28 protein-coding genes are annotated in these 25,930 nt (G+C 39.0%); 9 read left to right on the forward strand and 19 right to left on the reverse strand.

Translation table 11 applies throughout. The annotated features are described in order from the left end of the window. Positions 1–441 precede the first annotated feature (441 nt). A complete protein-coding gene (locus GQR54_RS18435; protein ID WP_007582860.1) occupies positions 442–921 on the forward strand; it encodes an RNA-binding protein in 480 nt (159 codons plus the stop codon). On the opposite strand, the gene murI is transcribed toward GQR54_RS18435, so the two are convergent. Then, on the reverse strand, positions 884–1,684 hold the full coding sequence (gene murI / locus GQR54_RS18440) for a glutamate racemase (protein ID WP_166379497.1): 801 nt from the start codon (positions 1,682–1,684) through the stop codon (positions 884–886). The two genes, GQR54_RS18435 and murI, sit on opposite strands and share 38 nt — an antisense overlap. Before the next feature lie 65 nt (positions 1,685–1,749). Further along, positions 1,750–2,889, reverse strand: coding sequence for a DUF5610 domain-containing protein (locus tag GQR54_RS18445; protein WP_165729491.1), 1,140 nt, complete (start codon positions 2,887–2,889; stop codon positions 1,750–1,752). A 162-nt stretch (positions 2,890–3,051) separates the two neighbouring features. Here GQR54_RS18445 and trmA point away from each other — a divergent pair, with 162 nt between their 5' ends. After that, the gene (gene trmA / locus GQR54_RS18450; protein WP_007582854.1) at positions 3,052–4,149 is read left to right on the forward strand and encodes a tRNA (uridine(54)-C5)-methyltransferase TrmA; all 1,098 of its coding nucleotides are present in this window, start codon (positions 3,052–3,054) and stop codon (positions 4,147–4,149) included. Between the two features lie 66 nt (positions 4,150–4,215). Here trmA and GQR54_RS18455 read toward each other — a convergent pair whose 3' ends face one another. The 4 genes from GQR54_RS18455 to ccoG form a co-directional block, all read right to left on the reverse strand. Continuing rightward, a complete protein-coding gene (locus GQR54_RS18455) occupies positions 4,216–4,854 on the reverse strand; it encodes a thiol:disulfide interchange protein DsbA/DsbL (protein WP_010555409.1) in 639 nt (212 codons plus the stop codon). 16 nt (positions 4,855–4,870) lie between these two features. Beyond that, positions 4,871–5,494, reverse strand: coding sequence for a thiol:disulfide interchange protein DsbA/DsbL (locus GQR54_RS18460; RefSeq protein WP_007586563.1), 624 nt, complete (start codon positions 5,492–5,494; stop codon positions 4,871–4,873). A gap of 34 nt (positions 5,495–5,528) precedes the next feature. Then, positions 5,529–6,503: a serine/threonine protein kinase gene (locus GQR54_RS18465; RefSeq protein WP_010555410.1), complete on the reverse strand. Its 975-nt coding sequence runs from the start codon at positions 6,501–6,503 to the stop codon at positions 5,529–5,531. Between the two features lie 86 nt (positions 6,504–6,589). Continuing rightward, positions 6,590–8,020, reverse strand: a complete 1,431-nt coding sequence (gene ccoG, locus GQR54_RS18470; protein ID WP_007586568.1) for a cytochrome c oxidase accessory protein CcoG — start codon at positions 8,018–8,020, stop codon at positions 6,590–6,592. A gap of 288 nt (positions 8,021–8,308) precedes the next feature. On the opposite strand from ccoG, the gene GQR54_RS18475 reads away from it, so the two are divergent. Both GQR54_RS18475 and GQR54_RS18480 read left to right on the forward strand, forming a co-directional pair. Then, the gene (locus tag GQR54_RS18475) at positions 8,309–8,668 is read left to right on the forward strand and encodes a hypothetical protein (RefSeq protein ID WP_007586569.1); all 360 of its coding nucleotides are present in this window, start codon (positions 8,309–8,311) and stop codon (positions 8,666–8,668) included. Continuing rightward, on the forward strand, positions 8,668–8,874 hold the full coding sequence (locus GQR54_RS18480; RefSeq protein WP_007586570.1) for a hypothetical protein: 207 nt from the start codon (positions 8,668–8,670) through the stop codon (positions 8,872–8,874). Before GQR54_RS18475 ends, GQR54_RS18480 begins: the two co-directional genes overlap by 1 nt. A gap of 27 nt (positions 8,875–8,901) precedes the next feature. Here the strand turns inward: GQR54_RS18480 and GQR54_RS18485 are convergent, their stop codons facing one another. From GQR54_RS18485 to gspC, 13 genes are all read right to left on the reverse strand, one after another. Further along, positions 8,902–9,489 (reverse strand): UPF0149 family protein, encoded by a 588-nt coding sequence (locus tag GQR54_RS18485; protein ID WP_007586574.1) that lies wholly within the window; start codon positions 9,487–9,489, stop codon positions 8,902–8,904. Positions 9,490–9,511: 22 nt separating this feature from the next. After that, positions 9,512–10,270 carry a type II secretion system protein N gene (locus GQR54_RS18490; protein ID WP_166379499.1) on the reverse strand — a complete coding sequence of 253 codons (759 nt, stop codon included), beginning with the start codon at positions 10,268–10,270 and terminating at the stop codon, positions 9,512–9,514. 3 nt (positions 10,271–10,273) lie between these two features. After that, positions 10,274–10,747, reverse strand: coding sequence for a type II secretion system protein M (locus tag GQR54_RS18495; protein WP_010555411.1), 474 nt, complete (start codon positions 10,745–10,747; stop codon positions 10,274–10,276). Further along, a complete protein-coding gene (gene gspL / locus GQR54_RS18500; protein WP_007586580.1) occupies positions 10,744–11,952 on the reverse strand; it encodes a type II secretion system protein GspL in 1,209 nt (402 codons plus the stop codon). The genes GQR54_RS18495 and gspL overlap by 4 nt, the downstream gene beginning before the upstream one ends. Beyond that, on the reverse strand, positions 11,949–12,938 hold the full coding sequence (gene gspK, locus GQR54_RS18505) for a type II secretion system minor pseudopilin GspK (RefSeq protein WP_166379501.1): 990 nt from the start codon (positions 12,936–12,938) through the stop codon (positions 11,949–11,951). Before gspK ends, gspL begins: the two co-directional genes overlap by 4 nt. Beyond that, a complete protein-coding gene (gene gspJ / locus GQR54_RS18510; protein WP_166379503.1) occupies positions 12,931–13,569 on the reverse strand; it encodes a type II secretion system minor pseudopilin GspJ in 639 nt (212 codons plus the stop codon). Before gspJ ends, gspK begins: the two co-directional genes overlap by 8 nt. Next, complete coding sequence (gspI, locus tag GQR54_RS18515; protein ID WP_002962039.1) at positions 13,570–13,944, reverse strand: type II secretion system minor pseudopilin GspI; 375 nt, start codon at positions 13,942–13,944, stop codon at positions 13,570–13,572. After that, positions 13,944–14,531 carry a prepilin-type N-terminal cleavage/methylation domain-containing protein gene (locus GQR54_RS18520; RefSeq protein WP_010555414.1) on the reverse strand — a complete coding sequence of 196 codons (588 nt, stop codon included), beginning with the start codon at positions 14,529–14,531 and terminating at the stop codon, positions 13,944–13,946. Before GQR54_RS18520 ends, gspI begins: the two co-directional genes overlap by 1 nt. A 49-nt stretch (positions 14,532–14,580) precedes the next feature. Next, positions 14,581–15,003: a type II secretion system major pseudopilin GspG gene (gene gspG, locus GQR54_RS18525; protein WP_007586585.1), complete on the reverse strand. Its 423-nt coding sequence runs from the start codon at positions 15,001–15,003 to the stop codon at positions 14,581–14,583. Between the two features lie 81 nt (positions 15,004–15,084). Next, positions 15,085–16,320, reverse strand: coding sequence for a type II secretion system inner membrane protein GspF (gene gspF / locus GQR54_RS18530; RefSeq protein WP_002962033.1), 1,236 nt, complete (start codon positions 16,318–16,320; stop codon positions 15,085–15,087). Between the two features lie 2 nt (positions 16,321–16,322). Beyond that, entirely contained in the window at positions 16,323–17,888 is a 1,566-nt protein-coding gene (gspE, locus tag GQR54_RS18535) for a type II secretion system ATPase GspE (protein ID WP_166379505.1), read from the reverse strand. Next, on the reverse strand, positions 17,881–19,944 hold the full coding sequence (gene gspD, locus GQR54_RS18540; protein WP_166379507.1) for a type II secretion system secretin GspD: 2,064 nt from the start codon (positions 19,942–19,944) through the stop codon (positions 17,881–17,883). The genes gspE and gspD overlap by 8 nt, the downstream gene beginning before the upstream one ends. A 23-nt stretch (positions 19,945–19,967) precedes the next feature. Continuing rightward, complete coding sequence (gene gspC, locus GQR54_RS18545) at positions 19,968–20,909, reverse strand: type II secretion system protein GspC (protein WP_166379509.1); 942 nt, start codon at positions 20,907–20,909, stop codon at positions 19,968–19,970. Positions 20,910–21,119: 210 nt separating this feature from the next. On the opposite strand from gspC, the gene hslR reads away from it, so the two are divergent. From hslR to GQR54_RS19670, 5 genes are all read left to right on the forward strand, one after another. After that, positions 21,120–21,542 (forward strand): ribosome-associated heat shock protein Hsp15, encoded by a 423-nt coding sequence (hslR, locus tag GQR54_RS18550; RefSeq protein ID WP_166379511.1) that lies wholly within the window; start codon positions 21,120–21,122, stop codon positions 21,540–21,542. A gap of 12 nt (positions 21,543–21,554) precedes the next feature. Beyond that, positions 21,555–22,400: an Hsp33 family molecular chaperone HslO gene (gene hslO, locus GQR54_RS18555; protein ID WP_166379513.1), complete on the forward strand. Its 846-nt coding sequence runs from the start codon at positions 21,555–21,557 to the stop codon at positions 22,398–22,400. Positions 22,401–22,661: 261 nt separating this feature from the next. Next, a complete protein-coding gene (locus GQR54_RS18560; RefSeq protein WP_010555418.1) occupies positions 22,662–24,200 on the forward strand; it encodes a phosphoenolpyruvate carboxykinase in 1,539 nt (512 codons plus the stop codon). A gap of 183 nt (positions 24,201–24,383) precedes the next feature. Continuing rightward, positions 24,384–24,677 (forward strand): PepSY-associated TM helix domain-containing protein, encoded by a 294-nt coding sequence (locus tag GQR54_RS19665; protein ID WP_231609392.1) that lies wholly within the window; start codon positions 24,384–24,386, stop codon positions 24,675–24,677. Between the two features lie 66 nt (positions 24,678–24,743). Then, positions 24,744–25,496 (forward strand): PepSY-associated TM helix domain-containing protein, encoded by a 753-nt coding sequence (locus tag GQR54_RS19670; RefSeq protein WP_346766098.1) that lies wholly within the window; start codon positions 24,744–24,746, stop codon positions 25,494–25,496. Positions 25,497–25,930 lie beyond the last annotated feature (434 nt).

The following is a 25,930-nucleotide window of genomic DNA, read 5'->3' on the forward strand; positions in this document are numbered from 1 at the left end:
CCCACACAGATGATTGCTTTATATTGTTAAAGAACGTTTTGAGTCGCTTTAGCGCCTCAAGGGATGCGAATAATACACCCTTTATTTTTTGAGTCAACACTTAGTTTTAAACTTTCTTTTTAGAAGATTTAAAACCGAAGTTTTATTTAACTCTCTGAGTAGTTCGTGCCTCACTATGCGTTGGCGTTTCCCGTCTCAGTGGGGTCGCATTATAGGGAGATCCGAAAACAGATCAACCCTTTTTTTAGATCTTTTTACTGTTCGAACAAAAATAGAACAAAACCATGTAAAACCATATGAAAACCTTCCTAAGATGATGCTTTTTTGTGCTCTTATTTATTATTTAATACAAATATCATTGCTATGTTTGATTTAGACGTTAAGATAGCAAGTTCACAATGTTAAATTAATGTTTATTTCCTGTTTATTGGTAGATCTAAAATGAAATTACCCGATCAAAAATCTTTTATCTTCTCTGTTATTCTTGCTGTAGTTGGTTTTGTTGTTGTTGAGTTTGCTTTAGGCGGCTTAGCTTTAAACCCTGCATTACTATTTGGTGCTGGTTTATTAATAGGTGCGATTGCTATTGCTGCAATGTCATCTGATGTGACTGAAGAAGCTGAAGTTAAAACAAAAACGCTTTATGTTGGTAACCTTCCTTATCGTGCAAACGAAGGTGTGGTTCGTGCATTATTTGAAGAACAAGGCAAAGTATTCAATGTTCGTTTATTAAAGGATAAGAATACTGGCAAGCGTCGTGGCTTTGGTTTTGTTGAAATGGCGCAAGCTGATGCAGACAATGCAATTGCTAACTTGAACGATAGCGAGTTCCAACAACGTACTTTAAAGGTACGTGAAGCAAAACAAAAACAAGAAGATGATTCTAATGCTCTACGTACTGAGACGGATCAGTCAGTGTAACTAGCTTTACCGCTAGCTTATTGCTAAACACATCAGCCGTTGCATAATATTGCAGCGGCTTTTTTATGTCTGTTAGTTTATTCACACACAAGTTAAGTTGGTTAAGTAGGTAGTTGACTCTGTTTGCTATCGCTACACCTGAATCAAGTAATTTTACATTCCCTTTAAAATACTGACTAATAGGCTCTGCTAATATTGGAAAGTGCGTACATCCTAATACAAGTACATCTATAGTTTTATCTATATGTAGGTCATCAAGCACTTGATGCAACTTGTTTGTATCCAAAGACTCTGTAAAAAAGTATTGCTCAGCTAAAGTTACTAACTCCACACTGCTATATAGATTAACGGTTACATTACGTGCATGCTCAGTAATTAATGTTTTAGTGTATGAACTGGCGACCGTTGCCGGTGTGGCTAATAAGCCAATATGATTTGAACGTGTTAACTCTGCCGCAGGCTTTATTGCTGGCACAACACCTACTATAGGAATATCTGTCATTTGGCGAACAGCGCTAAGTGCAGATGTAGAAGCGGTATTACACGCTATTACAATTAAATCAACGTTAAGCGTATTAGCTTTGATGAAATGAATAAGTGAGCATAATCGGTTAATGATTGTTTTTTGGGATTGAGCACCATAAGGTAGTAATGCATTATCCATAAAATAACTGTACTGAGCATTGGGGATACTTTGCTTTATATGCTCAAGTACAGTAGTTCCACCAATACCTGAATCAAAGACCATTATATGCGCTGACAAACTACCGTTCCCACTTTACTTTAAGAACGGCAGTTTGCCATGAGGTATTTATAAAAGAAAGTAGTTTAACTTTGCGTGGTTTCTAAATCAGCAAGCTCGTCGGCTGCCGAATTTAACTGATTAAGGTTTTCGAACATAGACTTTGTGTAATCCACTAACTTATCTATTTGCTCCTGATCTTGATTTAACCATTGGAGAATGCCAGCTAGCTGATTTTGTAATCCAAGCTCACCCGCTTTTTCAAAAGCATTTTTAAGGTCATCATTAAAAGGAGCTAAACCTTCCGCTACTCGTTTTTCTGGTGCTGGTCTATATTCTTCATAGCTTTTAACTGTTGCTATTGTTTTTGTTTGGCGTAAATCCATAGAAAAAGCCACCAGCTGATCGCTGTCTAAACTCAGCTCTTGCGCTTGTTCAAATGCTTCATCTAAATCACCACCAAAAAAGGTTTTACTTAGATCTTGTAAGTCTTCCATCATTGCATTAATAGCTTCTTGCTCTTGCTCATTTAAGTCACCATTAACCGACATCGAAAATGATACCTGTCGAGATTGCGATGATGAGCTTGCAAACGACTCGCTATTACTGTTTTGCTGATAGCCACTTGCCGACTGAGATTCAAATGCATCTGCAAAGCTAATACTTACCTCGTCACCCTCTGCGGTGGTAAATTTATACTCTGCATTACTCGTCATACTGACATATTGAGCCTGGCTTATATTTACGCTGGCAGGTTGTGGGTTAAATAACGACTCTTCAAACTTATCGAGCCCATTGTAAATTCCCTCTTTGGACTTATTAATCCCCTCTTCCATGTCATCATTAAATACACCTGTACCTTTGAGTTCATCAACAGCGTCGTCAATCCCTATTTGGACTCCTTTGCGCGCGTCGCCTAACATATCTTTGAGCTTTTCGTCATCAGCGCCATTAGCTTTTGCTTTATTAACAGCACGACTTACAAAATCGAGTACGTTTTTTACTATTTCATCAAAATCAAATAGTGGTTTATCTGCTTTTTTTTCTGCGATAGGCAATCCAAGCTGCTCAGCCATTTTATCGCCAAGCACCTTTGCGGCCAACTCTCGGCCTCGTTGTTGATAGCTATCTTGAGGAGACGTAATTGTAGGTTGCTGTATATCAGCTTTATTATTGAATTTATTGATGTTGTTGTTTGGCGTAAAGCCATAATTACCTATTTTCATGATTCGTCTCCTAAGCGTGCGTAGTTTATTATCGGCTATAACAACAAAAACTAAAGTACAATGTTCAATAAAACAGCATAAATGCTAGCCAAAACTAGACAAATACGCAGCGCTCCCTACAATAGCGCCGATAAACAGATCTTAGATAAGGTAGTAGCGTTAATGGCAGTTATTAAAATAGATACCACACAGTACCAAACGCAGTTAAGTGAAAAAGAGCAGCGTATTAGTGCACAGTTCCAACGTTTTGGTGTGGAGCAACTAGAAGTATTTAGCTCAGAGCCAACTAACTACCGCCAACGTGCTGAATTTAGAGTATGGCACGACGGTGACGATCTGTTTCACATTATGTTTGATCAACAAACAAAAGAAAAAATCCGTGTTGATACATTTGATCCAGCAGCGCCTCTAGTTGGTGAAATAATGCAGGTGATGATTGAGCATCTTAAGCCTTGTGAAATATTACGTCGTAAGTTATTTCAAATCGATTACCTATCCACGCTAAGCGGTGAAATTTTAGTAAGCTTGCTTTATCACAAACCACTTGATGATGAATGGTTAAGTGAAATTAAAGCGCTTAAAGAAAAACTAAGCAGTAAATACAAAATTGACTTTATCGGCCGTGCTCGCAAACAAAAAGAAGTGCTGGGTGATGACTTTGTAACTGAGCGTTTAACAGTTAATGGTCAAGAGCTTATTTATCAACAAGTAGAAAATAGCTTTACTCAGCCTAATGCAAAAGTAAATATTAATATGCTGGAGTGGGCGCAAGATTTATGTAAACCACTTAAAAATGATTTATTAGAACTGTATTGCGGTAACGGTAACTTTTCAATTGCGTTAGCGGGCTGTTTTAATAAAGTATTAGCAACAGAAATATCAAAATCATCTGTTCATTCTGCTCAATACAATATTGCTAAAAATAACGTAGAGAACTTAGATATTATTCGTATGTCTAGTGAAGAGTTTACTCAAGCAATGAATGGCGAGCGTACTTTCTCTCGTTTAGACGGTATTGACCTTAAAAGCTATGACTGCCAAACCATATTAGTTGATCCACCGCGCGCGGGCATGGATGAATTAACGTGTGACTTAGTAGCTAACTACGAAAGCATAATTTATATATCGTGTAATCCTGAAACCCTTGAGCGTGACCTTGATCACCTAACACGTACGCACAACGTTAAGCGCTTTGCTATATTTGATCAGTTCCCATATACACATCACATTGAGTCGGGTGTTTTCTTGCAGCGCAAATAAATACGCTCAGTAAACGTTACCCATAAAAAAAGCTCCTTGTAGGAGCTTTTTTAGTTTTAGCTAAACTTACTTGTTAGCTAAGTAATTAATCAGTTTGCTAATATCTTCTGGTTCAGTAATACCCGACTCACGACCTAGGTTTAATTTATACTTACCATTTACAATAAATGTAGGTACGCCACGTAGTGCGCCTTTTTCTTTAAAGTAGTCTTGATCGCGTTTCATTTTAGAGCTCAGCGTACGTACCGAGAAGCTTTTAAACAGCTTATCAAACTTATCGCCATCAACGCCCTGCGCTACAAATATATCTTTTACATCTGCAAGCTCATTAAAACTAGCGCGCTTTGTATGAATATGATTAAAGATTGCAGAGACAATTTTATCTTTTTGCGGAAGCACTTCTGCAGTAGCGAGTGCTTGGCTCATCATCTGTTGGTTTTCTGGGTCGCGTACACCTACAAAATCAACATGGCTCTTTTTAAATTTAACGTTTTTATCAAGCTTAGGCTTAAACTCACCAATTAGTGCTTCCATGTTATTACATGCAGGGCAGTAAAATGAGAAAAACTCTTTAATTTCTGGCTTTTTTGTTGCGCGCTCAGAAACAACGTCGTAATGCACGCCTTCTTCATACGTTGCTGCAAAGCTTGTTGCCGCCATAGGAAGTAGTACTGCAAGCAAACCTGCTTTAACTAATTTAATCATTATTATGCTCCGAAATTTATAGTGCTAATAAAAACGCTACTAACTCATCAAGTTCTTTTTGATTTTTGATGGTGTTGAGGTTTATTTTATATTTATCGTTAACAATAAAAGTAGGTACACCTGTAAGTGCGCCTAATTTTGAATATTTATTTTGTTTGTTTTGCATTGCTTGCTCAGCCGAAATAACTGGCATGCTTGCAATTTCTTGATCAAACGTTGCGCTATCAATACCGTTTACTTCAAGTAATTTTTTAACGTCTTTCATTTCAGTTAAAGGAGCACGCTGAACATGAATACTTTTAAAAATTTGATCGCTAATACTCTGCGCCTGACCATGCTGCTTAGCAATTAAGTAGGCAAAGCTTAAATTACTTTGTGCTTGTGGCGACACGCCACCTAAAAAGTTCACGTGGTTTTTAATAAACTCCGCGCCTTCTGGCAAGCCTTGTTCAATTGCTTTTGCTACTGGTTCAAACTTAAAGCAATGTGGACAGTAAAATGAGAAAAACTCGGTTACTTGTGGTGATGTACTTTTGTCTACATCAATAACAGTGTATTGATTATCAACTTCAAACTGTGCAGCAAGTGCTGCAAATGGTAAACATAAAAGTAATAAACTCAGTTTTAATTTTTTAAGCATTTGTATCTCGTTGTACTTGTCTTTAAATAAAATATTACGGCAATAACTTTAACGGTGCTTCTTGCAGTGCTGCAAGTTGCTCCTTCAGTGCTAAAATTTGTTGCTCCCAGTATTTGTCATCAGCAAACCATGTAAAGTTCCGCACAAAGGCAGGATCGCTCCATCGTTTAGCTACCCATCCCATATAATGGATAATACGCATCGCTCGCAGCGGTTCAATTAATTTGAGTTGAGAGTGATCAAAATCACAAAACTCTTCATACGCACTCACAAGGGTGTCTAACTGTAACAGTTGCGTCGCTCTATCGCCACTGAGCATCATCCATAAATCTTGGATTGCAGGACCTTGGCGGCTGTCATCTAAATCAACAAACATTAGCGCATCACCTGCCCACAAAATATTACCAACGTGGCAGTCACCATGTAAGCGAATACTTTGCACATCTTTATACTGTTTTTGCGCCTGCTCTATCACTAAATCTAAAATAGTATAAAAGGCAGTATTTATTCCCATAGGCACTAAGTTACTTTTTTGAAGATGAACTTTGGCTGTATGTAAATACTCCTCGCAAGTAACTGTTGGCCTATAAGTAAAAGGCTTTGTTTTAGCTACTTGGTGCATACGGCCAATTAAACGCCCCATTACATCAAGCTGGTCTAAGTTATCAACCTCAAATAAACGCCCGCCGACACTTGGAAACAACACAAACAAATAACCTTCGTGTTCAAACAAGCTTTGCCCATTATATAAAATAGGGGCAACAACAGGCACTTCCGCTTCTGCCAGTTCAAATGCAAAATCATGCTCTTCTTGAATTTGCTCTTTACTCCAGCGCTCTGGGCGATAAAACTTCACTACGTAACGCAGGCCATCATCGGCTTTAAATTGGTACACTCTGTTTTCATAGCTATTGAGTGCCAACAAACCAGATTCAGCGTACACACCTACGCTTTCTATTGCATCGAGTATTAGGTCAGGTGTTAAGTCAATAAAACTAAATTTACTCATACTCTTCTTATATAAAATAAAAAGCGGGTTATATACCCGCTTTTGTTAATTGCTATATCAACTTACCTATTTAAGGTAGGTTGTGATTATCGCGCTTTAAAAAAGTTACTCGACTGCGATATTGTCTCATCCGGCTCATCTACCGGTGAAAGCACAAAGTTAAACTCTGTCATCGACACCTTCAAATCATAAGGGTCCATTACAAGCGACAATGGCACATTATGAGATTGCCCTGCCTGCACAGTAAATGACTGCTTACCAATATACTTAAAGTTATCTAACCCTTGCACTTTAATATTAAAAGTTTGCTCGTACTGCGCCTTGTTGATTACCTTTAATGTGTAGGTGTTCTCTACTAAACCATCAAAATCGACACGATATAGTTGGTTTCGATCACGAATGATATCAAAGTCCATTGTTTTACGCAGCGCTATATTAGCTACAAGTGCTCCCGTAAGCACAACAAGTATGACCGTGTAACCAATGATTTTAGCTCGTAGTGGATTCGTTTTATTTTCTGGGGTTTCGAGGTTTCGCTCTGTCGTATATGAAATAAGCCCACGCGGGTATTCCATTTTATCCATTACGCCATCACACGCATCAATACATGCACCACAGTTAATACACTCAGCTTGTAACCCATTTCTAATATCAATACCTGTTGGGCACACTTGAACACACAAGTTACAGTCTATACAGTCGCCTAGCTCTAAATCTTCATGATCTACTTTACGTGAACGAGGACCACGGCTTTCACCACGGCTTTCGTCGTACGTTACAGTGTATGTATCTTTATCAAACATAGCTGATTGAAAACGTGAGTAAGGGCAAATGTGTAAACACATAATTTCACGCATCCAACCGGCATTACCATAGGTACACGCAGCAAAGAAAATAATACTGACTAGTGCATAACCACCCACGTTAAACGTTACAAAATCAGGAAGTAACTCTCTGATTGGCGTAAAGTAACCCACAAAAGAAATGGCGGTATATAACGAAAACAATACCCAACTAGTATGCTTTGCCGTTTTACGCCAAAACTTATCAAAATTCATGGGTCGTTGATCGAGTTTTTTACGCTGATTAGCCGTGCCCTCAAGCTTTTCTTCAAACCAAATAAAAATAAAGGTCCAAACAGTTTGCGGACATGTGTAGCCACACCACACCCGTCCATAGAAGGTGGTCACTAAAAACAGCGCAAATGCTGCCAGCATAAAAATAAACGCTAATATGGTAAAATCTTGAGGCCATAGCGTTAAACCAAAAATATTGTATTTTTGACCAATTAGATCAAACAGCACTGCTTGCTGGCCGTTAAAATTAATCCAAGGAAGTAACATAAACGCAAGTAGGCCTAAAAAGCCAATGCGCTGCCTAAGTAATTGATGTAGGCCTTTTACGGCACGCACATAAATACGATTTCGGGGATTGAACCTATCATCTTGACGGCTTAAATCCGGTTTTTGGATTTTCACCTCTACAGGGATATTCTTTACTTTAATTTGCTTGTCCATCGAAGTTCCTCAACGCCGCTTGGAAATAAAAATCCAGCAATACTCAAGTACTCTATACTTAAAGCTAGCAAGTTACTTGCTAGGCAGATTTACTTTAATAAATTGCCTTCTCGAATACTTTCAGATATTTCAGAAATATCTGACTGCTGTTAACCATTATAACAATGTTGGTTAAAATTACTGGCATAGATCGCTAATAATTTATTCATCTCAGTTACTTGCTTTTAAAATGCAGTTTATTACACTGCATGGTAATTCAACCCTACTTAGATCAAGGTTTACGTATCCATGAAAAAATTTATTATTTTGGTAGTTGTGATCCTTGCCTTTTTTACAATCGATCATCCGCTTATAAAAGAACCTCGCGAAAGGTTATTAGGCGAAGGCATTGGTTTTTTAAGTGATGCAAGTAAGGTTAACAGAAGCCCTGCTGCAAATATGGCTAAAAATAGAATCAGCACTCAACTTAAATTGTCTGAATCTGAGGGTGAGTACGTAGAAAAAACGTTTACAACAGATGACTCTGTTCAGTTATTTCACCTACGCTATTGTCGTGAACGTGACTTAAACCTTTATTTTTATGGCGATCGTTTAAATACGGTATGTAAAATAGTGACTGAAGCATTAGAGCAAAAGCGAGCAAAGTAGTGGATTTTTCAGGATTAAATAAAAAAGCAAGCGACTCATTTCATAAACAACGCAATATGCTCAAGCAATTAGCACAAGGCAAAACGTTAAAGTGTGAGAAGTGTAATGGGGTTTTAACACTTAATTTAGCCACCAGTGAACCTGGTAAAGGCGTAGTAAAGTGCAAACAAGGCTGTACGGATATTATATTAGAGCTCGGCACTTAGATTAAACTAAGCGCCTGGTATTAATAATTACTCTTCCCAACTCTCGTCGGTTATCAAACCGCTATTAATTGCGACCACTTCAATTAGTTCAGCAAACCCTAATGCAAAGTCACCCATTGATTCATATTGGTACTGACACAAGGCTTCTATAGTCATGTTATTTTGTTTGGCAATCTGAGCTATTGCTAGCTGGTCGAGTGCAAAAAAGCTTAATGTGCTTAACGCACTTTCTAATGCTTGTTTAAAGTCAGTGTCTAATTGCGGTGCATTTAATAAAGGCTCTGCGTAAGCTTTGGTTGCAACTAAGAAACCTTTACTCCATGACTTACAAAATTCAGCATCAAATGTGTTAGGCAATTTGTATCCAGTTTCAAATACTTGCTCACTAATTTTATGATATAGCGCCATGAACAAGAAAAGTACTTCTTCATCTAAATCATTAGCTGTATTTGGTAATATCTGCTCAAGCCACTCATGCACATCTAATGGATTGGGCGAACAAATAACGCCAAATAAATAGCCTTGGCTTTGTTGAAGGGTCATTGCTTGAGATTGGGTATTTAAAAATGTGCTGAGCTGCTTTGCGTGCAGCTCAGTAAATTGGGGTATTTGCATTAAAACTCTTTATATTCAAACATTAAAAGTTGAGCGGGTAACGACCTTGGCTATCTGGTCGGCCTAAAAATTTAACCGCATCATGTACATCTTTAGGTAAGCTAGTATCTGGTTTTACATAACCTGCCACACTAAAGTCGAAATTAGCTTTAAGTGTAGCATCAGCCTCAAGGCCAAGCGTATTATCTGGGTCAATTAATATAGCAATATCGCCCGACTTACAGCTTAACTTACCAGCCAGAGGGCCAATATTAAACCACCCATTTAAGCCTTGCACGTCAATATTAGGGCTCGCTATTTCACCTTTTAGTGAATCACAATAAGGTGCACCTGAGCTGTATTCATCAAGTTCTAAAATTACACGTCCTTTAGCGGTTACAGGTAGGGGAAGCTGCACGCGCTGCATTGCACGCTCTACTGTTGAGCGCACTAGGCCGTCAGTCACTTTAACTTCTTGATTAAAAAGCCCATAACTTACATCAGCATAACCCGAGATATCACTACGCTCTCGTGCATTACCAAACTTCACATTCGCATTTAGCTTGCCTGTAAATAACTTCCAGCCAGCAATGTCCCAGCGCACATTATTTAACTGTTCACCATCAAAACGAACTTGCATCATTTGACCTTGCCAAACAGTGCCTACAGTTTGGCCTACTTCTAATTGCTTTGGAAAGTACGGTTTTGCTATATCTAGTGCAATATGTGCTGGTAATTTAATAATACAAAACACAATAAAACTAATTAAAAAGACAGCCGATAACGTTATTATTTTTTTCATTAATTAATTCTCTAATACTAAACGGCTTACACGCACATAGCCTGATTTATCATCGCGGCTCAAATCTAAGTTTTCAATTTTTAAGCCGTGTTGATTCACTAACTCATCTAACCACTCTATTAACTGATTAAATTCTACAGAGTCGAGCGTCAAACGTAGCGAATCACTACTTGGCTGCATTTTACTAATACTTATTTGATGGCGCCCACGTGTAGAATTAACAATTTGGCTTAAGTTTGCATTGCTAGCAACACTGGTGTTACCCGCAGCCTTTAGCTTAACAATACTGTCATCAACCCAAGCTAATAGCTCTTGTTGTTTAATTTGAGATTGCTGTGCCTTTTCTATCGCATTATTTAATGGTCTAAATATTCCCATTACTAAAACAAAAATAATAAACACGCCACCAGCGACCATTACCAATTGTTGTTCTTGCTCTTTAAGCGAGCGCCATTGTTGCATTAACTGCTTTTTCATACTGCACCTCGCAGTTTAATTTCACCAACGACATAATCACCGTCATTATTTAAAGACCCTTGCTCAACAGTTAAACCTTGTTTTTCAAGTATGATTTTTACTTTGCCAAAAGTTTGGAAGTCTTTAGCACGTGCACGAATGCGCAGCTCATTGCGACGTTTGTCATAACGAAGTGTTTCAGGTGTAAATTCGCTAACTTGCGAAAATACATCAACCAAATTAGTCGTTAAGTCTAAAAAGCCCGACTCACTTGAGCCTTGAACTTTATCTAACGCGCCTTTAATTTGGCTTTTAATTAGATTGGGGCGAACTTTAGTTCCTGGAAATGCTTTTTGGTATCTGTCGACTACTTGAGCTTTAGCTAATTCTACTTGTGTATTAAGTTGGTGTAACTCAATAGCTTTTATTGTAATCGTAGAAACCAATGCAACACTTGCTATAATTGCGGCGCCTTTCCAGTAACCCCACCATAAAGCGCTTTGTTTTTTAAGCTGATACATACCTTGGCGTAAGTTAAAATTAACGCTATCTAACTGCTTTGCAAATAATGCTAGAGGTAAGTCGTACTCACTTGTTTGCGCTTGTAAGTTAACGCTTTCTGGAAACTGACTAGCTGGGCTAAAATGCTTAATATCAGGATTACCCATGGCTGTTAAGTAGCCATTTAACCAACTAGATTCAACCGCACCTATGTGCCATTGCCCTTGCTTAAATAACCATTGGTTATTGAGTTCGATAGCGGTGACTGCGCCATCATCTGCAAGCGGTAACAACAAAGCATCGGGTAATATTCTGTATACTGATAGATTATGCTCTACAAATAATGCGAGCCATTGTTCAAACCATTCACGGTCTGTCATTGCTACACGAATTGCATGTTGCTCACCAAGCATTGTCGGCTGCGCTACTGCTATAAACAGTTCATCTACGTCACATGCTATATCTTCTTCAAGCATGTATGGCAATGCTTGCTCAAGCTTGCGATTCCATTTTGTTGGCAAAGCGACCGTTTTTAATTGCACTTGATCACTTGGTAACAACACGACCACTTCTCGGGTAAGTGCTTTTTCGCTTAGCTCACTTAAATGCTCTGCATTTGGTAACTCGCCACTGGCTATTATTTCTTGTTCTTGTGGTGAGTAAATTAACCAATTAAGCAATTCTTGCTCGGTTTGACCCGTGCGGATCAACAGTATTTCTGTCACTGTACGCCTCCAAATTTTCGCGCCAGTATCGTTACGTCACCGTCTTTAGCGTGCAGTAATGTGGTCATCGAAAAACGCAGGTCGACAAAATTTGCCTGCGTTTGTAATTTAAAATATTCGCTTTTAATACTAAATAAACTTTTGACTGAGTCGGTATTAGTACCGCCTTGTTGCTTCACCTGTTCAAAAAATTCATCAATGGTGTCAAAGCCAGTTTGCGGTCTTGCACCTATCACAGCCTCTGCACCAGATAAGCTCAAGCTTTCTATTAAGGCACTGAGTATAAGTGCTTGCTCTGGGATTAATGTATTTACGTTAATAGATAAAAGCGTACTGCCTGGTATTACACATACATATGGCAGTACTTTTTCCATCACTAATGGGTTAAAGCCCTTAACCAAGCGTAATTCCGATGTTGATGCAAATAAACTATTGGCTGTCATATACGGAAAATCTCGTGATAAATACTCGTCTTCTTCTGCGCCTGAGCGATATGTAATACTGTCCTCGTCAAGCCAATCAAATACGCTATCTGCCATTGTCTCTTCTGATTCATCAGCAGGTAAATCTTCAATGTTTTCAAGTAATGCAAATAGTGCTTTATGTGCAGGGTTTGTTTTACTTGCGCTATTTTCTTCTGGCGCTATGGCTAAAGCATTTAAATTTAGACATGTTTGTAAATCAGTAATTTTGCCACTTAACGTGCCGTTATCAACAGGGTATGAAGCATCACCTTGAGTTGCCCACACTTGATCGAGTGTTGTTTTATCGGCATCATCTTTTTTACTTTGTATTAGCCCTTTAATAGCAAGCTCTTCTGCACCGTAGGCGTACCATTTAGCTTGTTGGTGACCTTGCAAGTTTGTACTTTTTTGCACTTGAACCATCAAATTAGCACTCATTTCTACTGCTAAAATAGCCGCTAATGCCACAATAAACAAAACAATAACAAGTGCTGCGCCGCGCGATGATTGCTGCTTAACCATTATTCACATCCGTACTTTGTGTAGCAACAACTTTGCCTTGCCCAGGAACTAAAAATACACGACGAATTGGCTCTGCTTCTATTTGTTGCAAAGTAACAGCAACCGCTTTAGGAAGAGCTTTAATTTCCCACTGTTCTTGCCATTCGTTTTTATCATCCAAAAACTCAAACTTAAGTTCTTCAACATTTTCTAGTACATGTTGAACTCGCGGTTCCATATTATCAAGCTGATCAACATAAACCCGATAAACACGCTCAAGGTTATCGTCTATCACTCTATAACCAACGGCTTGTAGTTCTGAACGTGGCAATAAATTAATTGGATTTATCCAGCCATCTCGTACAAACGCAATACCATCGTATTGGCTTTCTAAAACGTAACGACCAGCAAGTAAATATTGTTCTTGAACATCACCAGATTCATTTCGTACTGCACGTTTGGTCATTTGGCTAAAATCTTGATCCATTAACCTAAATGTTGTTTGCAGCCCATTTAACTCAGCAATTTTTTCATCGGAGGCATCTTTTGCTCTTGTTGTCGTCTCGAGTATTTGATGAGTAGCAATAATAACAAAAGCTAAAATACCCAGTGCTACCATAACTTCAAGTAATGTAAACCCGCGCTGCTTCACTTACTTTTTGCCTTTATTGAGATACGTTGATAACTCATATGCCGAATGCTCATATTTTTCATCCGTAAAAACATTTATGGTTAACTTAACAAAGCTTTTGTCAGCAGTGGCTGTTACTTCTTGCTGCCAAAACCATTCAACACCGCCCATTACTTCGCTGCCTTTAAGGTTATTTTTACCTTGCCATTGTTCGCCTTTAGTACGCTGTTCAATAATAACGTTTTCGGCGACCCAAGATGCATAGGTTTGCTCTTCAATAGTCGTTAAGTGGTGTATGTGCTCGCTTGTTGCTTGCATTGCAGCTATACCCGCCATGGCACAAATACTTAATGCCACTAACACCTCTAATAAGGTAAACCCTTTAGTGCGCTTCATTATTCTGGCTCTCGGCGAAAGTTTACTGGTGCAGCAAATTCACCTTCAATGTAATACACAGGTTCGCTTTGCTCTTTTAACTCTAATATAAGTTGAAACGCGCTTACCTCACCTGATGACAAAATAAGTACTTGTGGGATTTTCAACTTTTTAAGCTCAAGTAAGCTGTCTTCATCGCCGCCACTCATAAGTTCGCGCCAGTTAGATTGCTCTAAGAGGTTATCTTGCGCCCACGCTAAATCTTCTAAGTTAAGCGTGAGCTTTAATCTTTCATCTAACTCTATTGGTTTAAAAAGATCTTCACGGTCAAAGGTAATCCACTTTTCACCATCGAAAACTAAATACTCTAACGTATTTTCTTCTACTAATAAGCCCAATTCAACTTGGTTTAAAATGGCAAATTCCGATGCCATGTTAATGGTGGTATGCAGCCTTAATGCTTGAGTATCTAACTCTTCCTCAGCACCGCCTTCTAAGCTATATACCACCATTTTTGTAGCAAAAGCGATGATCACTAATACCACTAAAATCTCTATTAAACTAAAGCCTCTGCTTTTTGCATGGCGCTGCTTAAGGCTTGCTTTCATAGCAAGCCTCTAGCATTAACATGTTCATACAAAGCAGTGTACTTAAGCATTATTGTTTTTCTTCGTCCCAGTTACCGATATCATCATCAGTACCTACTTCACCATCTGGGCCCATAGAAAAAATATCAAACTTGCCAATTTCACCTGGGCTAATTAGCTGATATAGATTACCCCATGGATCTTCTGGTAATTCATTAATAAAACCACCGTCAGGGAAACGTTTTGGAACCGGTTCAATGCTTGTTTGAGTAACTAGCGCTTCAAGACCTTGCTCTGTGCTTGGGTAGCTCTTATTTTTAAGCTTGTATAAGCTCATTGCATCTTCTAATTGTTGAATATCTAGATGCGCTTTATCGATAGCAGCCTCTTCTTGCTGACCCATAATGTTAGGTGCAACAATTGACATAATCATCCCGATGATAACCAGTACCACCATCACTTCTAGTAAAGAAAAACCTGATTGTTTATTCACGTAATTACCTCATTATTCTAAAAACATTAAGTAAAAATGGTTTAGGTAAAACCATTAATATATTTAAAAATTTATTCTAACTTAAAGTCCAACAGCTTTATTCATCGCCATTATTGGCTGCAATATTGCCATTACTATAAATAATACAATAACCGCCATTGAGGCGATCATCGCAGGCTCTAGTAGTTTAAGCGATACATTAACCATGCTCTCAAATTCGCGATCTTGGTTATTTGCAGCACGCTCTAACATTTGCTCTAGTTCACCTGATTTTTCACCACTTGCTATCATATGCAGCATCATTGGTGGAAACAACTTAGTTTGCTGAAGTGCAGCTCTTAAGCTTGCACCCTCACTCACTCTATCTGATGCATCTGCAACCGCTTTTTTAATTTTTTCGTTAATTAATACACCGCCCGAGATACGCATCCCCTCGAGTAATGGTACCGAGCTTGACGATAAAATACTTAAAGTACGTGCAAAACGTGCGGTGTTAATACCACGAGCCACTTTACCTATACCTGGCATATGTAGCACTCGGTCATCCCACCAAAAACGTATTTTAGGCTGCTTAAGTGCATGCTTAATACCAATGGCTATAGCTGTAATCGCTATTAAACTAATAAACCAATAATTTTGCACAAAATGGCTGCCTGCCATAACCCATTCGGTTGTCCAAGGAAGTACTTGTTTCGTTTTTTCAAACGTTTTTAATATTTTTGGTACTACGGTGCCCAGTAATACCGACACAATACCAATTGCAAATACCACTAATATAATGGGGTAAACCATAGCCTGAGTTATTTGGCTACGCATATGTTGGCGCTGCTCGGTATAGTCGGCTAAACGATTAAGTACTTGGTCAAGGTGACCCGACTTTTCGCCTGCGGCTACCATTGCACGATATAAGTCGTCAAAAACATGAGGAAACTCACTAAGACCATCGGCAAGGGTGTAACCTTCAACCACTTTTGAGCGTACCGACATAAGCATACGCTTTAAACGCGGCTTTTCGCATTGCTCAGCAACCGCCATAACAGCGCCTTCAACAGGAAGTGCCGATTGAATAAGTGTTGCTAATTGCCTTGTAATTAGTGCTAAGTCTGAGGTTGAAATTGTCGGTTTAAAAAAGCCACCGAGTAAAGGGGCTTTTTCACCTTTGACTTGTTTATCACTTTGCGCCGCAGGGACAACTTCAAGCGGAGTAAGTTTTTGATCACGTAAAGTTTGGCGAATTTGTTTAGCTGTATCAGCTTCTAAAATGCCTTTTTTTTCTTTACCTCGGCCATCTAAGGCACGGTATTCAAACGCTGCCATAGTTAACCTTCCTCACGGGTAACACGCAATACTTCTTCAAGTGTTGTTTTACCTACAAGTACACGACTACATCCATCTTGACGAATACTTGGGCTGCGCTTACGAATGTATTTCTCTACGCTTTGCTCACCTTTACCGTTGTGAATCATTTCGCGTATTGTTTCATCGACTACAAGTAACTCGTGAATACCCGTACGACCACGATAGCCATTAAAGTTACACTCTTCACACCCTACTGCTCGATAGATTGTCGGTTGGCTTTCAAAAGAAACCCCTAACAGCTGGCATTCATGCTCATCAGCCGTGTGACCTTCTTTGCAGGTATTACACAATGTACGTACTAGCCGTTGCGATAACACACCGAGTAACGACGATGAAAGTAAGAATGGTTCAACACCCATATCTTCCATACGTGTAATTGCACCCGATGCGGTATTAGTATGCAGAGTAGACATAACAAGGTGACCGGTAAGTGACGCTTGGACACCAATTTGCGCAGTTTCAAGGTCGCGTATTTCACCCACCATGACTACATCAGGATCTTGACGTAATATTGCACGTAAACCACGTGCAAATGTCATATCAACTTTTGCATTAACTTGTGTTTGCCCAATGCCTGGAATTTCGTACTCTATCGGATCTTCAACGGTAAGAATATTGCGATCGCGTGAGTTAATTTGGCTCATACCAGCGTATAGAGTGGTACTTTTACCAGAGCCCGTTGGCCCTGTTACTAAAATAATGCCGTGGGGTTTACTAATTAAATCTGAAAACAATGCACGGTTATCTGCGGTCATACCTAAATCTTCAAGGTTTAAACGCGCGTTGTTTTTATCAAGTAAACGTAGTACTACACGCTCACCAAAGCTCGATGGCATTGTAGACACACGCACATCAACTGCACGCCCGGCAATACGTAAGCTAATACGGCCATCTTGTGGAATGCGTTTTTCGGCTATATCAAGCTTAGCCATTACTTTAATACGAGACACAAGTAACGATGCAAGTTTACGATTAGGCTTAAGTACTTCTTTAAGCACGCCATCGACCCTAAAGCGAATAACAAGCTCTTGCTCGAAGGTTTCGATATGAATATCAGAAGCCCCTTCTTTAATCGCTTCACTTAGCATAGCGTTAATAAGCTTGATTATTGGCGCATCATCGTCACCAGCCAGTAAATCTTCAGTTTGCGGAAGTTCATCAGCAAGTGAGAATAAATCAACCTCGTTGCCAATATCTTCCATCATTTGTTGTGTTTCAGAGCTATCACGTTGGTATGACGCTTCAAGCAATAGCTCAAATTTATCATCAGCCAATTGCTCAAGTGTAAAACCATGGCCTGCGATACGGCGTACTTCTAATAGTACTTCCACGTCTAGCTCACCACGGTAGTAAACTATGCAGTGATCTTTGTTTTTGCCAAGTAACACACCTGCACGTCTTGCATAGGAAAACGGCAAACGCTTTGCTGGTAACTCAACTAATACATCACTCGTTAATAGCTCATCCTGATTATGCGTTTTAGGATGAACCACATCTTGGTTTATCTCTTGAATCGCATTAGTCATCTTTACGCTCTTGTGCATTTTGTTTACGCAGAGACTCTTCATACGTAGGGGGAAGTACTAATTCGTCATTCCACTCAGGTAAAATAGGCGTATCAGTCATTGGCATTAACTCAATACCGTCTTCTTTTTGTTTAAACTGCTCACCACGAATAAAGTTATATTTATTAAAGCTTAACTTATTCATGCTTACACCATCACGAATAATGGTTGGGCGAATAAACACAATAAGATTACGCTTACGGCGCGTTGTATTCGTTGATCTAAACAAGTGGCCTAAAATAGGGATATCGCCTAATAAGGGCACCTTAGAAACACTTTCTTGTACGTCTTCGTCAATTAAACCACCAAGTACAACCATACCACCATCATCGGCCATTACCGTGGTTTTAATTGAACGCTTATTTACTGAAATATCAACCGCAGTTGCACCACTTACGCTCGATACTTCTTGCTCAATAGTAAGCTGTACTGCAGAGCCATCGTTAATCTGTGGCGTAACTACCAGCTTAATACCTACTTCTTGACGCTCAACTGTTTGAAATGGGTTAGCATTATTACTGCCTGTTTGTGAGCCTGTAATAATAGGCACTTCTTGACCGACTAAAATAGAGGCTTCTTCGTTATCCATTGTAGTAATAGAAGGGGTAGCCAAAATATTTGAATTTGTATCGGTGGCAACAGCCTGAATAATTGCGCCCCAATCATTTTTAACAACGCCCAGCGCTAAACCATTAATGCCACTTAGCAATGAAGCAAGCGCATCATAGTCACCCTCAGTCGTTTCGTCATAACTAGTAACGGTTCCAGTTTCTGTACCAATGATAGTTTTAGTTACAGTTGTATCTTGTGCTTGCTCTGCAGCAACAGCTAATGACCCAACGGGAACCGTAGTGCCGTTGTTAAACTGCAACATACCGCCCTGCTCAGAAATCCACTGCAGGCCTAAGTTAACCCCGTCGCCTTCCATTACTTCAATAATAATCGCTTCAACCAGTACTTGGGCACGGCGAATATCAAGGCGTTCAATTACTGATTCTAATGATCGCATTGTGTCTGGCTGTGCGGTAATAATTAATGAGTTTGAGTCAGGGTGAGACTCTATACTGCTTTCATTATTGCTTCTGCTACGAGTTTTAGTAGTACCGCCTTGTGCATCTTCAACAAGTGACTTACTAACACCTTGCAATACTTTGACTAAATCTTCAGCTTTAGCGTAATTTAGGTAAAACACCTTGGTGTTACCTTGGCTTTCTAACTCACCGTCTAAGCGCTTAATTAGTTCAATAGCACGTGTACGGGCTTGGCCTTCACCGCTTACAATAACGCTATTAGTCCGGCCATCAGCCACAACTTTTGGAATTAAAAATTCAGGCACACTGCCTTTACCGCTGTCTTTATAAATATTGTCTACCACAGAGACAACATCATCTGCCGTCGCATATTTTAGCTTAACGATATCTACGCGCTTGTCACCCGCCTGATCAACAGAACGAATGATCTCAACTAAGCGATTAACCGATGCAGCATGACCTGTTAGCATCATTACGTTAGCCGCATTGAAGTTAGCAACGTGGCCGCCATCTTTTTGGTCGCTAAATTGACGAACTAGAGGACCAAGCTCCTGCACGCTTACATTTTTAACACGTACAACACGTGTAATCATCATGTCGCCGCTAGCTTCATTACCTTCGTCAATAAGTGGCACATTTGATTTTTTAGCGTCAGAGCTTTTTTCTACCTTAATTATGCCATTGTCCATTTCAACAGCTGAGTAGCCATAAACTTCTAATACATTTAAGAAGAACTGATAATAAAGTGCTTCGTCCATTAACTCATAACTGCGAACATTTACCTTTCCGCGCACGTTAGGGTCAATAATGACTGTTTTATTAAGGTTTTTACCAACAATATTAATGAACTCGTTGATATCAGTTCCTTTAAAGTTAGCAGCATATTCAACAGCAGAAACAGACAAAGAAATACTTGCCGCCAAAAAAAGTGCTGCGTACTTAGCTAACCCTTTTTTAATTTTTTTGAGGTGTAGCACCTGAACCATCGTATTAAAACTCCAAAGCTAAATTATTGCAGACTAAATTGCACATCAATTTGTTCACCATCACGTTCTATAGTGATATTGGCATCTGTACTATTACGCAGCTCATTAATAGCTGACATAGCCTGTTTTAAATCTGTTAATTGATAGCCATTTATAGAAATGGCTAAATCGTTATTTTTTAACCCCATTTGCTTAAATAGCTCAGGCTCTTTACCTGGACTTAAGCGATATCCAATTAGCTCACCATCATTCATGGCTTGTGAAACACGTATATAGTCAAATAGCTTGCCCGGCTCTTCGAGTAACTCTTCACGTGTTTCTATAATTGCTTCTTTAACGTCAGGATCCGCAGTGGCATCTATTTGTAGCTCACTTGGTTCTAATTTTTGCGGACCCATTTCAGCATCATCACGCGCAGCGAGCACTGGCATAGACACCGTTTTATTAAAATCGAGCCCATCAAGCATCAATGTCTCAAAACGCCCATTAACGCTCAAAATAACACGATCTGGTAATATTTGTGCTACTTTAGCACGCGTGCCCGATACAACTTCTTCGACAAGATAGCTTACTTGCTTACCTTGTGATTCAATAATTGCGATACCTGCTTTATCATCGTTATTTACCGCTACAATACCGGTTAAATTGATACTTAAGCGCGTTTCTGGCGCATTATTTATAACCTGCGATTGCTTTGCAGTATTATTGTTGTTTGTTACAGTTTTTTTACCAAATAAAAATTGCTCAATAATATGCTGCGCTGAGTTGTTACTCGCACCAGATGACTGATTAGCATAATGAATAGGGGTAAGTAGAGTTACTGGTGGTTTCGGCCACAAAAGCCAAACAAGTTTTGATAATAAAAATGCAAGATAAACAACAACTAACAGTGTTACTAACGCACTTAACTTAGCATGCGGTAAACGAGTTAAAAATTGTTTTAGTTGTTGGATTTGCTGTTCCATAAATAGTGTTCTTATTTTAATTTACTGCGTTAGCGCGTACCCATAGTACCCTTTCATTTTTCTTTCAACAAGCACACTAATATTAAACTTTGTAAACAGATTGGGTTAACTTTACATGTCCGTATAAAAAACAAACTGCCGTTGTAATACCTTCATCCTACGATGATTTCATGATAAATTTTAAGCTATAAAAACGTGGGGAAATGCCTTATGAGTAAAAAAAGTAATGTTAATACCAGCTCAGACCCTATAGATGGGTTAAAAGTTCGATTAGATAAATGGTTATGGGCTGCGCGATTTTATAAAACTCGCGCAGTTGCACGCGAAATGGTGCAAGGCGGCAAAGTACATTATAATGGCCAACGTACAAAAGCGAGTAAAATAGTAGACGTTGGCGCAAAAGTAAAACTGGCTCAGGGCGTAGATGAAAAGCTGATAACTATACTCTCAGTGCTTGAAAAACGTCAAAGCGCCCCCATTGCACAGACCATGTATCAAGAATCTGATGCAAGTATTGCTAAACGCGAAGAGAACAGCATCGCACGTAAAAATAACAGCTTTTTTGCTCCTCATCCGGATAAAAAACCGGATAAAAAGCAAAGACGCGAACTTTTAAAAATGAAATCAAGTTAGGTATAGCCGCTCATGCAACAAGATTTACTTCACCGTTATTTATTCAACGAACTAGATGTTCGTGGCGAACTCGTACAAATCGAGAGTGCTTATAATGAAATGATTGCCGACCATAATTACCCAGACCCTGTTAAAGCATTACTAGGTGAGTTACTTGTTGCAACCTGTTTATTAACCGCCACTTTAAAGTTTGAAGGTGAAATTGCAGTACAGCTTCAAGGTGATGGACCAGTTAAATATGCAGTTATAAATGGTGATGATAAACAAAACATGCGTGGTATTGCACGCCTGCAAAGCGAAATTACGGGCACAACTGTAAAAGAGCTTATTGGCCAAGGCTATATGGTGATCACTATTACACCAAGTAAGGGTGAACGTTACCAAGGTATAGTTCCACTAGAGCATGATACTCTGAGTGAATGTATCGAAAGTTACTTTGAGCAGTCAGAGCAATTAAAAACACGCCTTTGGTTTGCAACCGACACAACAGAAGGTAGCGCAAAAGCATGTGGTCTATTTTTACAAGTACTCCCAGTTGATAAACAAAAATCAATTGAAGACTTTGCACACCTAGAAGCATTAAGTAACACCATTAAAGATGAAGAACTATTACACCTTGATGCTAATACTGTCCTTACACGCCTTTATCACGAAGATAATCCTCGCGTATTTGAACCTCAAGCGATTAAATTCAAATGTGGTTGTAGTCGTGACAAAACAATTACTGCACTTGTTAATATTGGACAAGAAGAACTACTTAAAGACGTAGCTGAAAAAGGGTCTGTTAATATTAACTGCCATTACTGTTTAAAAGAGTATGTTTTTAACGAACAAGATATAAAAAGCATTTTCAACTAAATGTTCATCTATATATAGTAATTAAAGCCGCAAAATATGCGGTTTTATATTATAAAAAGATGATACCGGTGTCATCTTTTCTGCTAATTTCATGACACCGGTATCATTGAAATTATTCATGTTTTTTCTTAAATATATGTGTTTTTAGAGGCTTTACGGGCTCGAATATCTTAAAACCTTCTGTTACTATAATTTCAGTTTAAGAGCACTGATAACCCCAGAGCTATCCGTTCAAACTCTCACACATAGTTAGGTATAAACATGACTACAGGCGCTACACGTTTTGTCGATTTAACCGCAGCTGAACTTGTCGAGCATGCGATCCGCCGTGGCGAAGGTACTTTAGCCGCAAATGGTGCTTTTGTTGCAATTACAGGAAAACGAACTGGTCGCTCACCAAAAGATCGTTTTATTGTACAAGAAACAACAACTCAAGATGATATTCAATGGGGCAACGTTAATCGTCCATTTGATGCAGACAAATTTGACGCATTATGGGCTCGCGTAGAATCACATGTTCAAAGTAATGACCACTTCACCTCTCACCTAGAAGTTGGCGCAGACCCTGAGCATTATCTACCTGTAGTTGTAACTACAGAAACAGCGTGGCACCATATTTTTGCCAAAAACATGTTTATCGAACCGCAGAACTATAACGCTTCAAACTTACCACAATGGCAAGTAATGAACGTTCCTTCGTTTGTATGTGAGCCAGAACGTGATGGCACAAATAGCGATGGCACCGTCATTATTAACTTTGCACAGCGTAAAGTATTACTAGCAGGTATGCGTTACGCCGGTGAAATGAAAAAATCGATGTTTTCTGTACAAAACTTCCTACTACCAGCAAAAGGTGTATTACCAATGCACTGTTCTGCTAATGTTGGTGAAGCAGGCGATACAGCATTATTCTTCGGTTTATCTGGTACGGGTAAAACAACACTTTCAGCAGACCCTACTCGCTTTCTAATTGGTGATGACGAGCACGGCTGGGCACCTGGAAGCGTGTTTAATATTGAAGGCGGTTGTTATGCTAAATGTATCGACCTGTCACAAAAGAATGAACCTGTAATTTGGAATGCTATTCGCTTTGGCACTATTTTAGAAAATGTAGTGTTAGATGAAAAAGGCGTTCCAGATTTTAACGATACTAGCCTTACTCAAAATAGCCGTGCAGCATATCCACTTGAACACGTTGAAAAACGTAAAGTAGAAAACCGCGCAGGCGAACCTAAGGCTGTTGTATTTTTAACTTGTGATGTAAGCGGTGTATTACCACCCGTTTCTATACTTAGCGAAGAAGCTGCTGCTTTTCACTTTTTAAGTGGATACACTGCAAAAGTTGGTTCTACTGAGATTGGTTCAACTAGCGATATTGAATCAACATTTTCGACATGTTTTGGCGCACCATTTTTCCCACGCCCTGCTGGTGTTTACGCTGAGCTTCTTATGAAGCGTGTACGCGAGTTTGGCGCTAAAGTGTACCTTGTGAATACAGGTTGGACTGGCGGCCCTTACGGCACAGGTAAACGTTTTGATATCCCAACTACTCGTGCAGTAATTGATGCAATCGTATCTGGTAAATTAGCGGGTGTTGAAACTCAGCACATTGATGTTTTAAACCTAGATGTACCAGTAGCAGTTCCAGGTGTAGATACTAACTTACTTAATCCTATTAATACGTGGGAAGATAAAGCTAAGTACAATGAATATGCAGCAAAACTTGCCGCAGACTTCACTGAAAACTTTGCCAAGTATGACGTATCAGACGATATAAAAAATGCAGGACCTAAAGCTTAAATAAGCTTTAAGATTGTATTTTAATGCCAGCCTAGAGCTGGCGTTTTACTTTCTAAATACCTAATTTAATAAGTGCGACAAAATGTCGCACAACTCATATCAAAAAACCATATAATATACCGCGTAATTAATCATTCCTTAATGTCCAATAAGCCTGCATTACTCATTACGGCTATTTAATTAATGACACTAAAGCTTTCATGGCAAAAAATATTCAGGCGGTTACATTTATACTTAAGTCTATCGGTAGGTGTTTTACTTACTATTATTAGCCCTTCTGGCTCCGTATTAGTTTATTACCCACAAATAGACTCACTGTTAAATCCAATTAATGACACTACCACTAATACAAAACCACCTAATTGGGATCAAGCATACAATACGCTAAGAGCAAATTTCCCCACAAAGCTCGGGCCGTGGCGACTAGAAAATACAGGTGTGAACTCAATTGTACCCGCACGCTACTACAGCCCATAGAAACAAAAGAGCAAGGCTTTGCGCCCTTAATGGTTTAGCTATCTAACAATAAATAGCAAGGAAATAATACGTAAAGAGTTCTGGGGAAGATACTTAGTAACTTGGATGTACAACTTACATTTTTCGTTACTAACTGGGACAACAGGTACACTTATTGTTGGCTATATAGGTGTAGCATCAATAGTTCTTCTTATTTCTGGATTCTTTGCTTGGCTTTCAAAGTATAGTAAGTGGGTAAAGTCACTGAAATTTAAATCTCGTAGCACTAAAATAGGTTTGCTATACGACTGGCATAAACTAATTGGTTTGACCTTCTGCATACCGTTACTAGCTTTAACTGTTACAGGTGTTATGCTCGCTATTCCAAAACAAACAGATCCTATATTAACCGCTCTAGTTAACAATATAAGCTCACCTCTAAGAACACAAATACAGCCTTGTAAACAATTCAATATTCCTTTATCACAAGCGATACTAATAGCTCAAAAAAAAGTACCCGATGCACGTTTAGCTTGGATTGAAACACCATCAAACTTAAATGCCATTTACAGATTTAGATTTCAAACTGTAAACGATCCTTCGTATTGCTTTCCACATAGTTATATAGAGGTTAATGCACTTACAGGGAAGTTAGAGAGCATGTTTAATATAGATAAACAAAGTACAGCTAGCAAAATTAAAAACTGGATACACCCTCTACATGACGGCAGCATTGGCGGTAACATTTTAAAAGTAATTTGGGTGTTGAGTGGCTTCGGATCTGCCGCATTGTTCTTTATTGGTGTATATAGGTGGTTAGTTAGAACCAAGAAAATATAAAATAAACTTTACGCCAATCCACCAAATTGATTAGGCATTATTACCGATTAGTATAATTATCAGCTATGTGTATTTATTCTGCACGCGCTAAAGCGGCAGTTAGTTATAGATGTAATGCGGTAAATCACATCGGTAAACTTAGCACACAATAGTGCACCCCAATTAATTGCTTACTGGTGTCTGTAAATGAGGCTATATACTTAATGAGAATATCTAATAGACTATAAAGCAAGGCTCTTTATAACGTGAGGCAGATGGCTTGTGGCCACATCTACAACGGTGGAGAGTCACGTAGCAAATGCTACTGTATTGGCCGACTGAGGGATTTTGTGATGTGTGTGTATATTAATTGCGCACATTTCACTTTTCTGCAGACGTAAAAAAGCCCGAATCGTTAGATTCGGGCTTTCTACAATTTGAAGCCTGGTAATGTC

The sequence above is a fragment of the Pseudoalteromonas sp. Z9A4 genome (assembly GCF_011378845.1).
In the GTDB taxonomy this organism is placed as follows: Bacteria; Pseudomonadota; Gammaproteobacteria; order Enterobacterales; family Alteromonadaceae; genus Pseudoalteromonas; species Pseudoalteromonas arctica.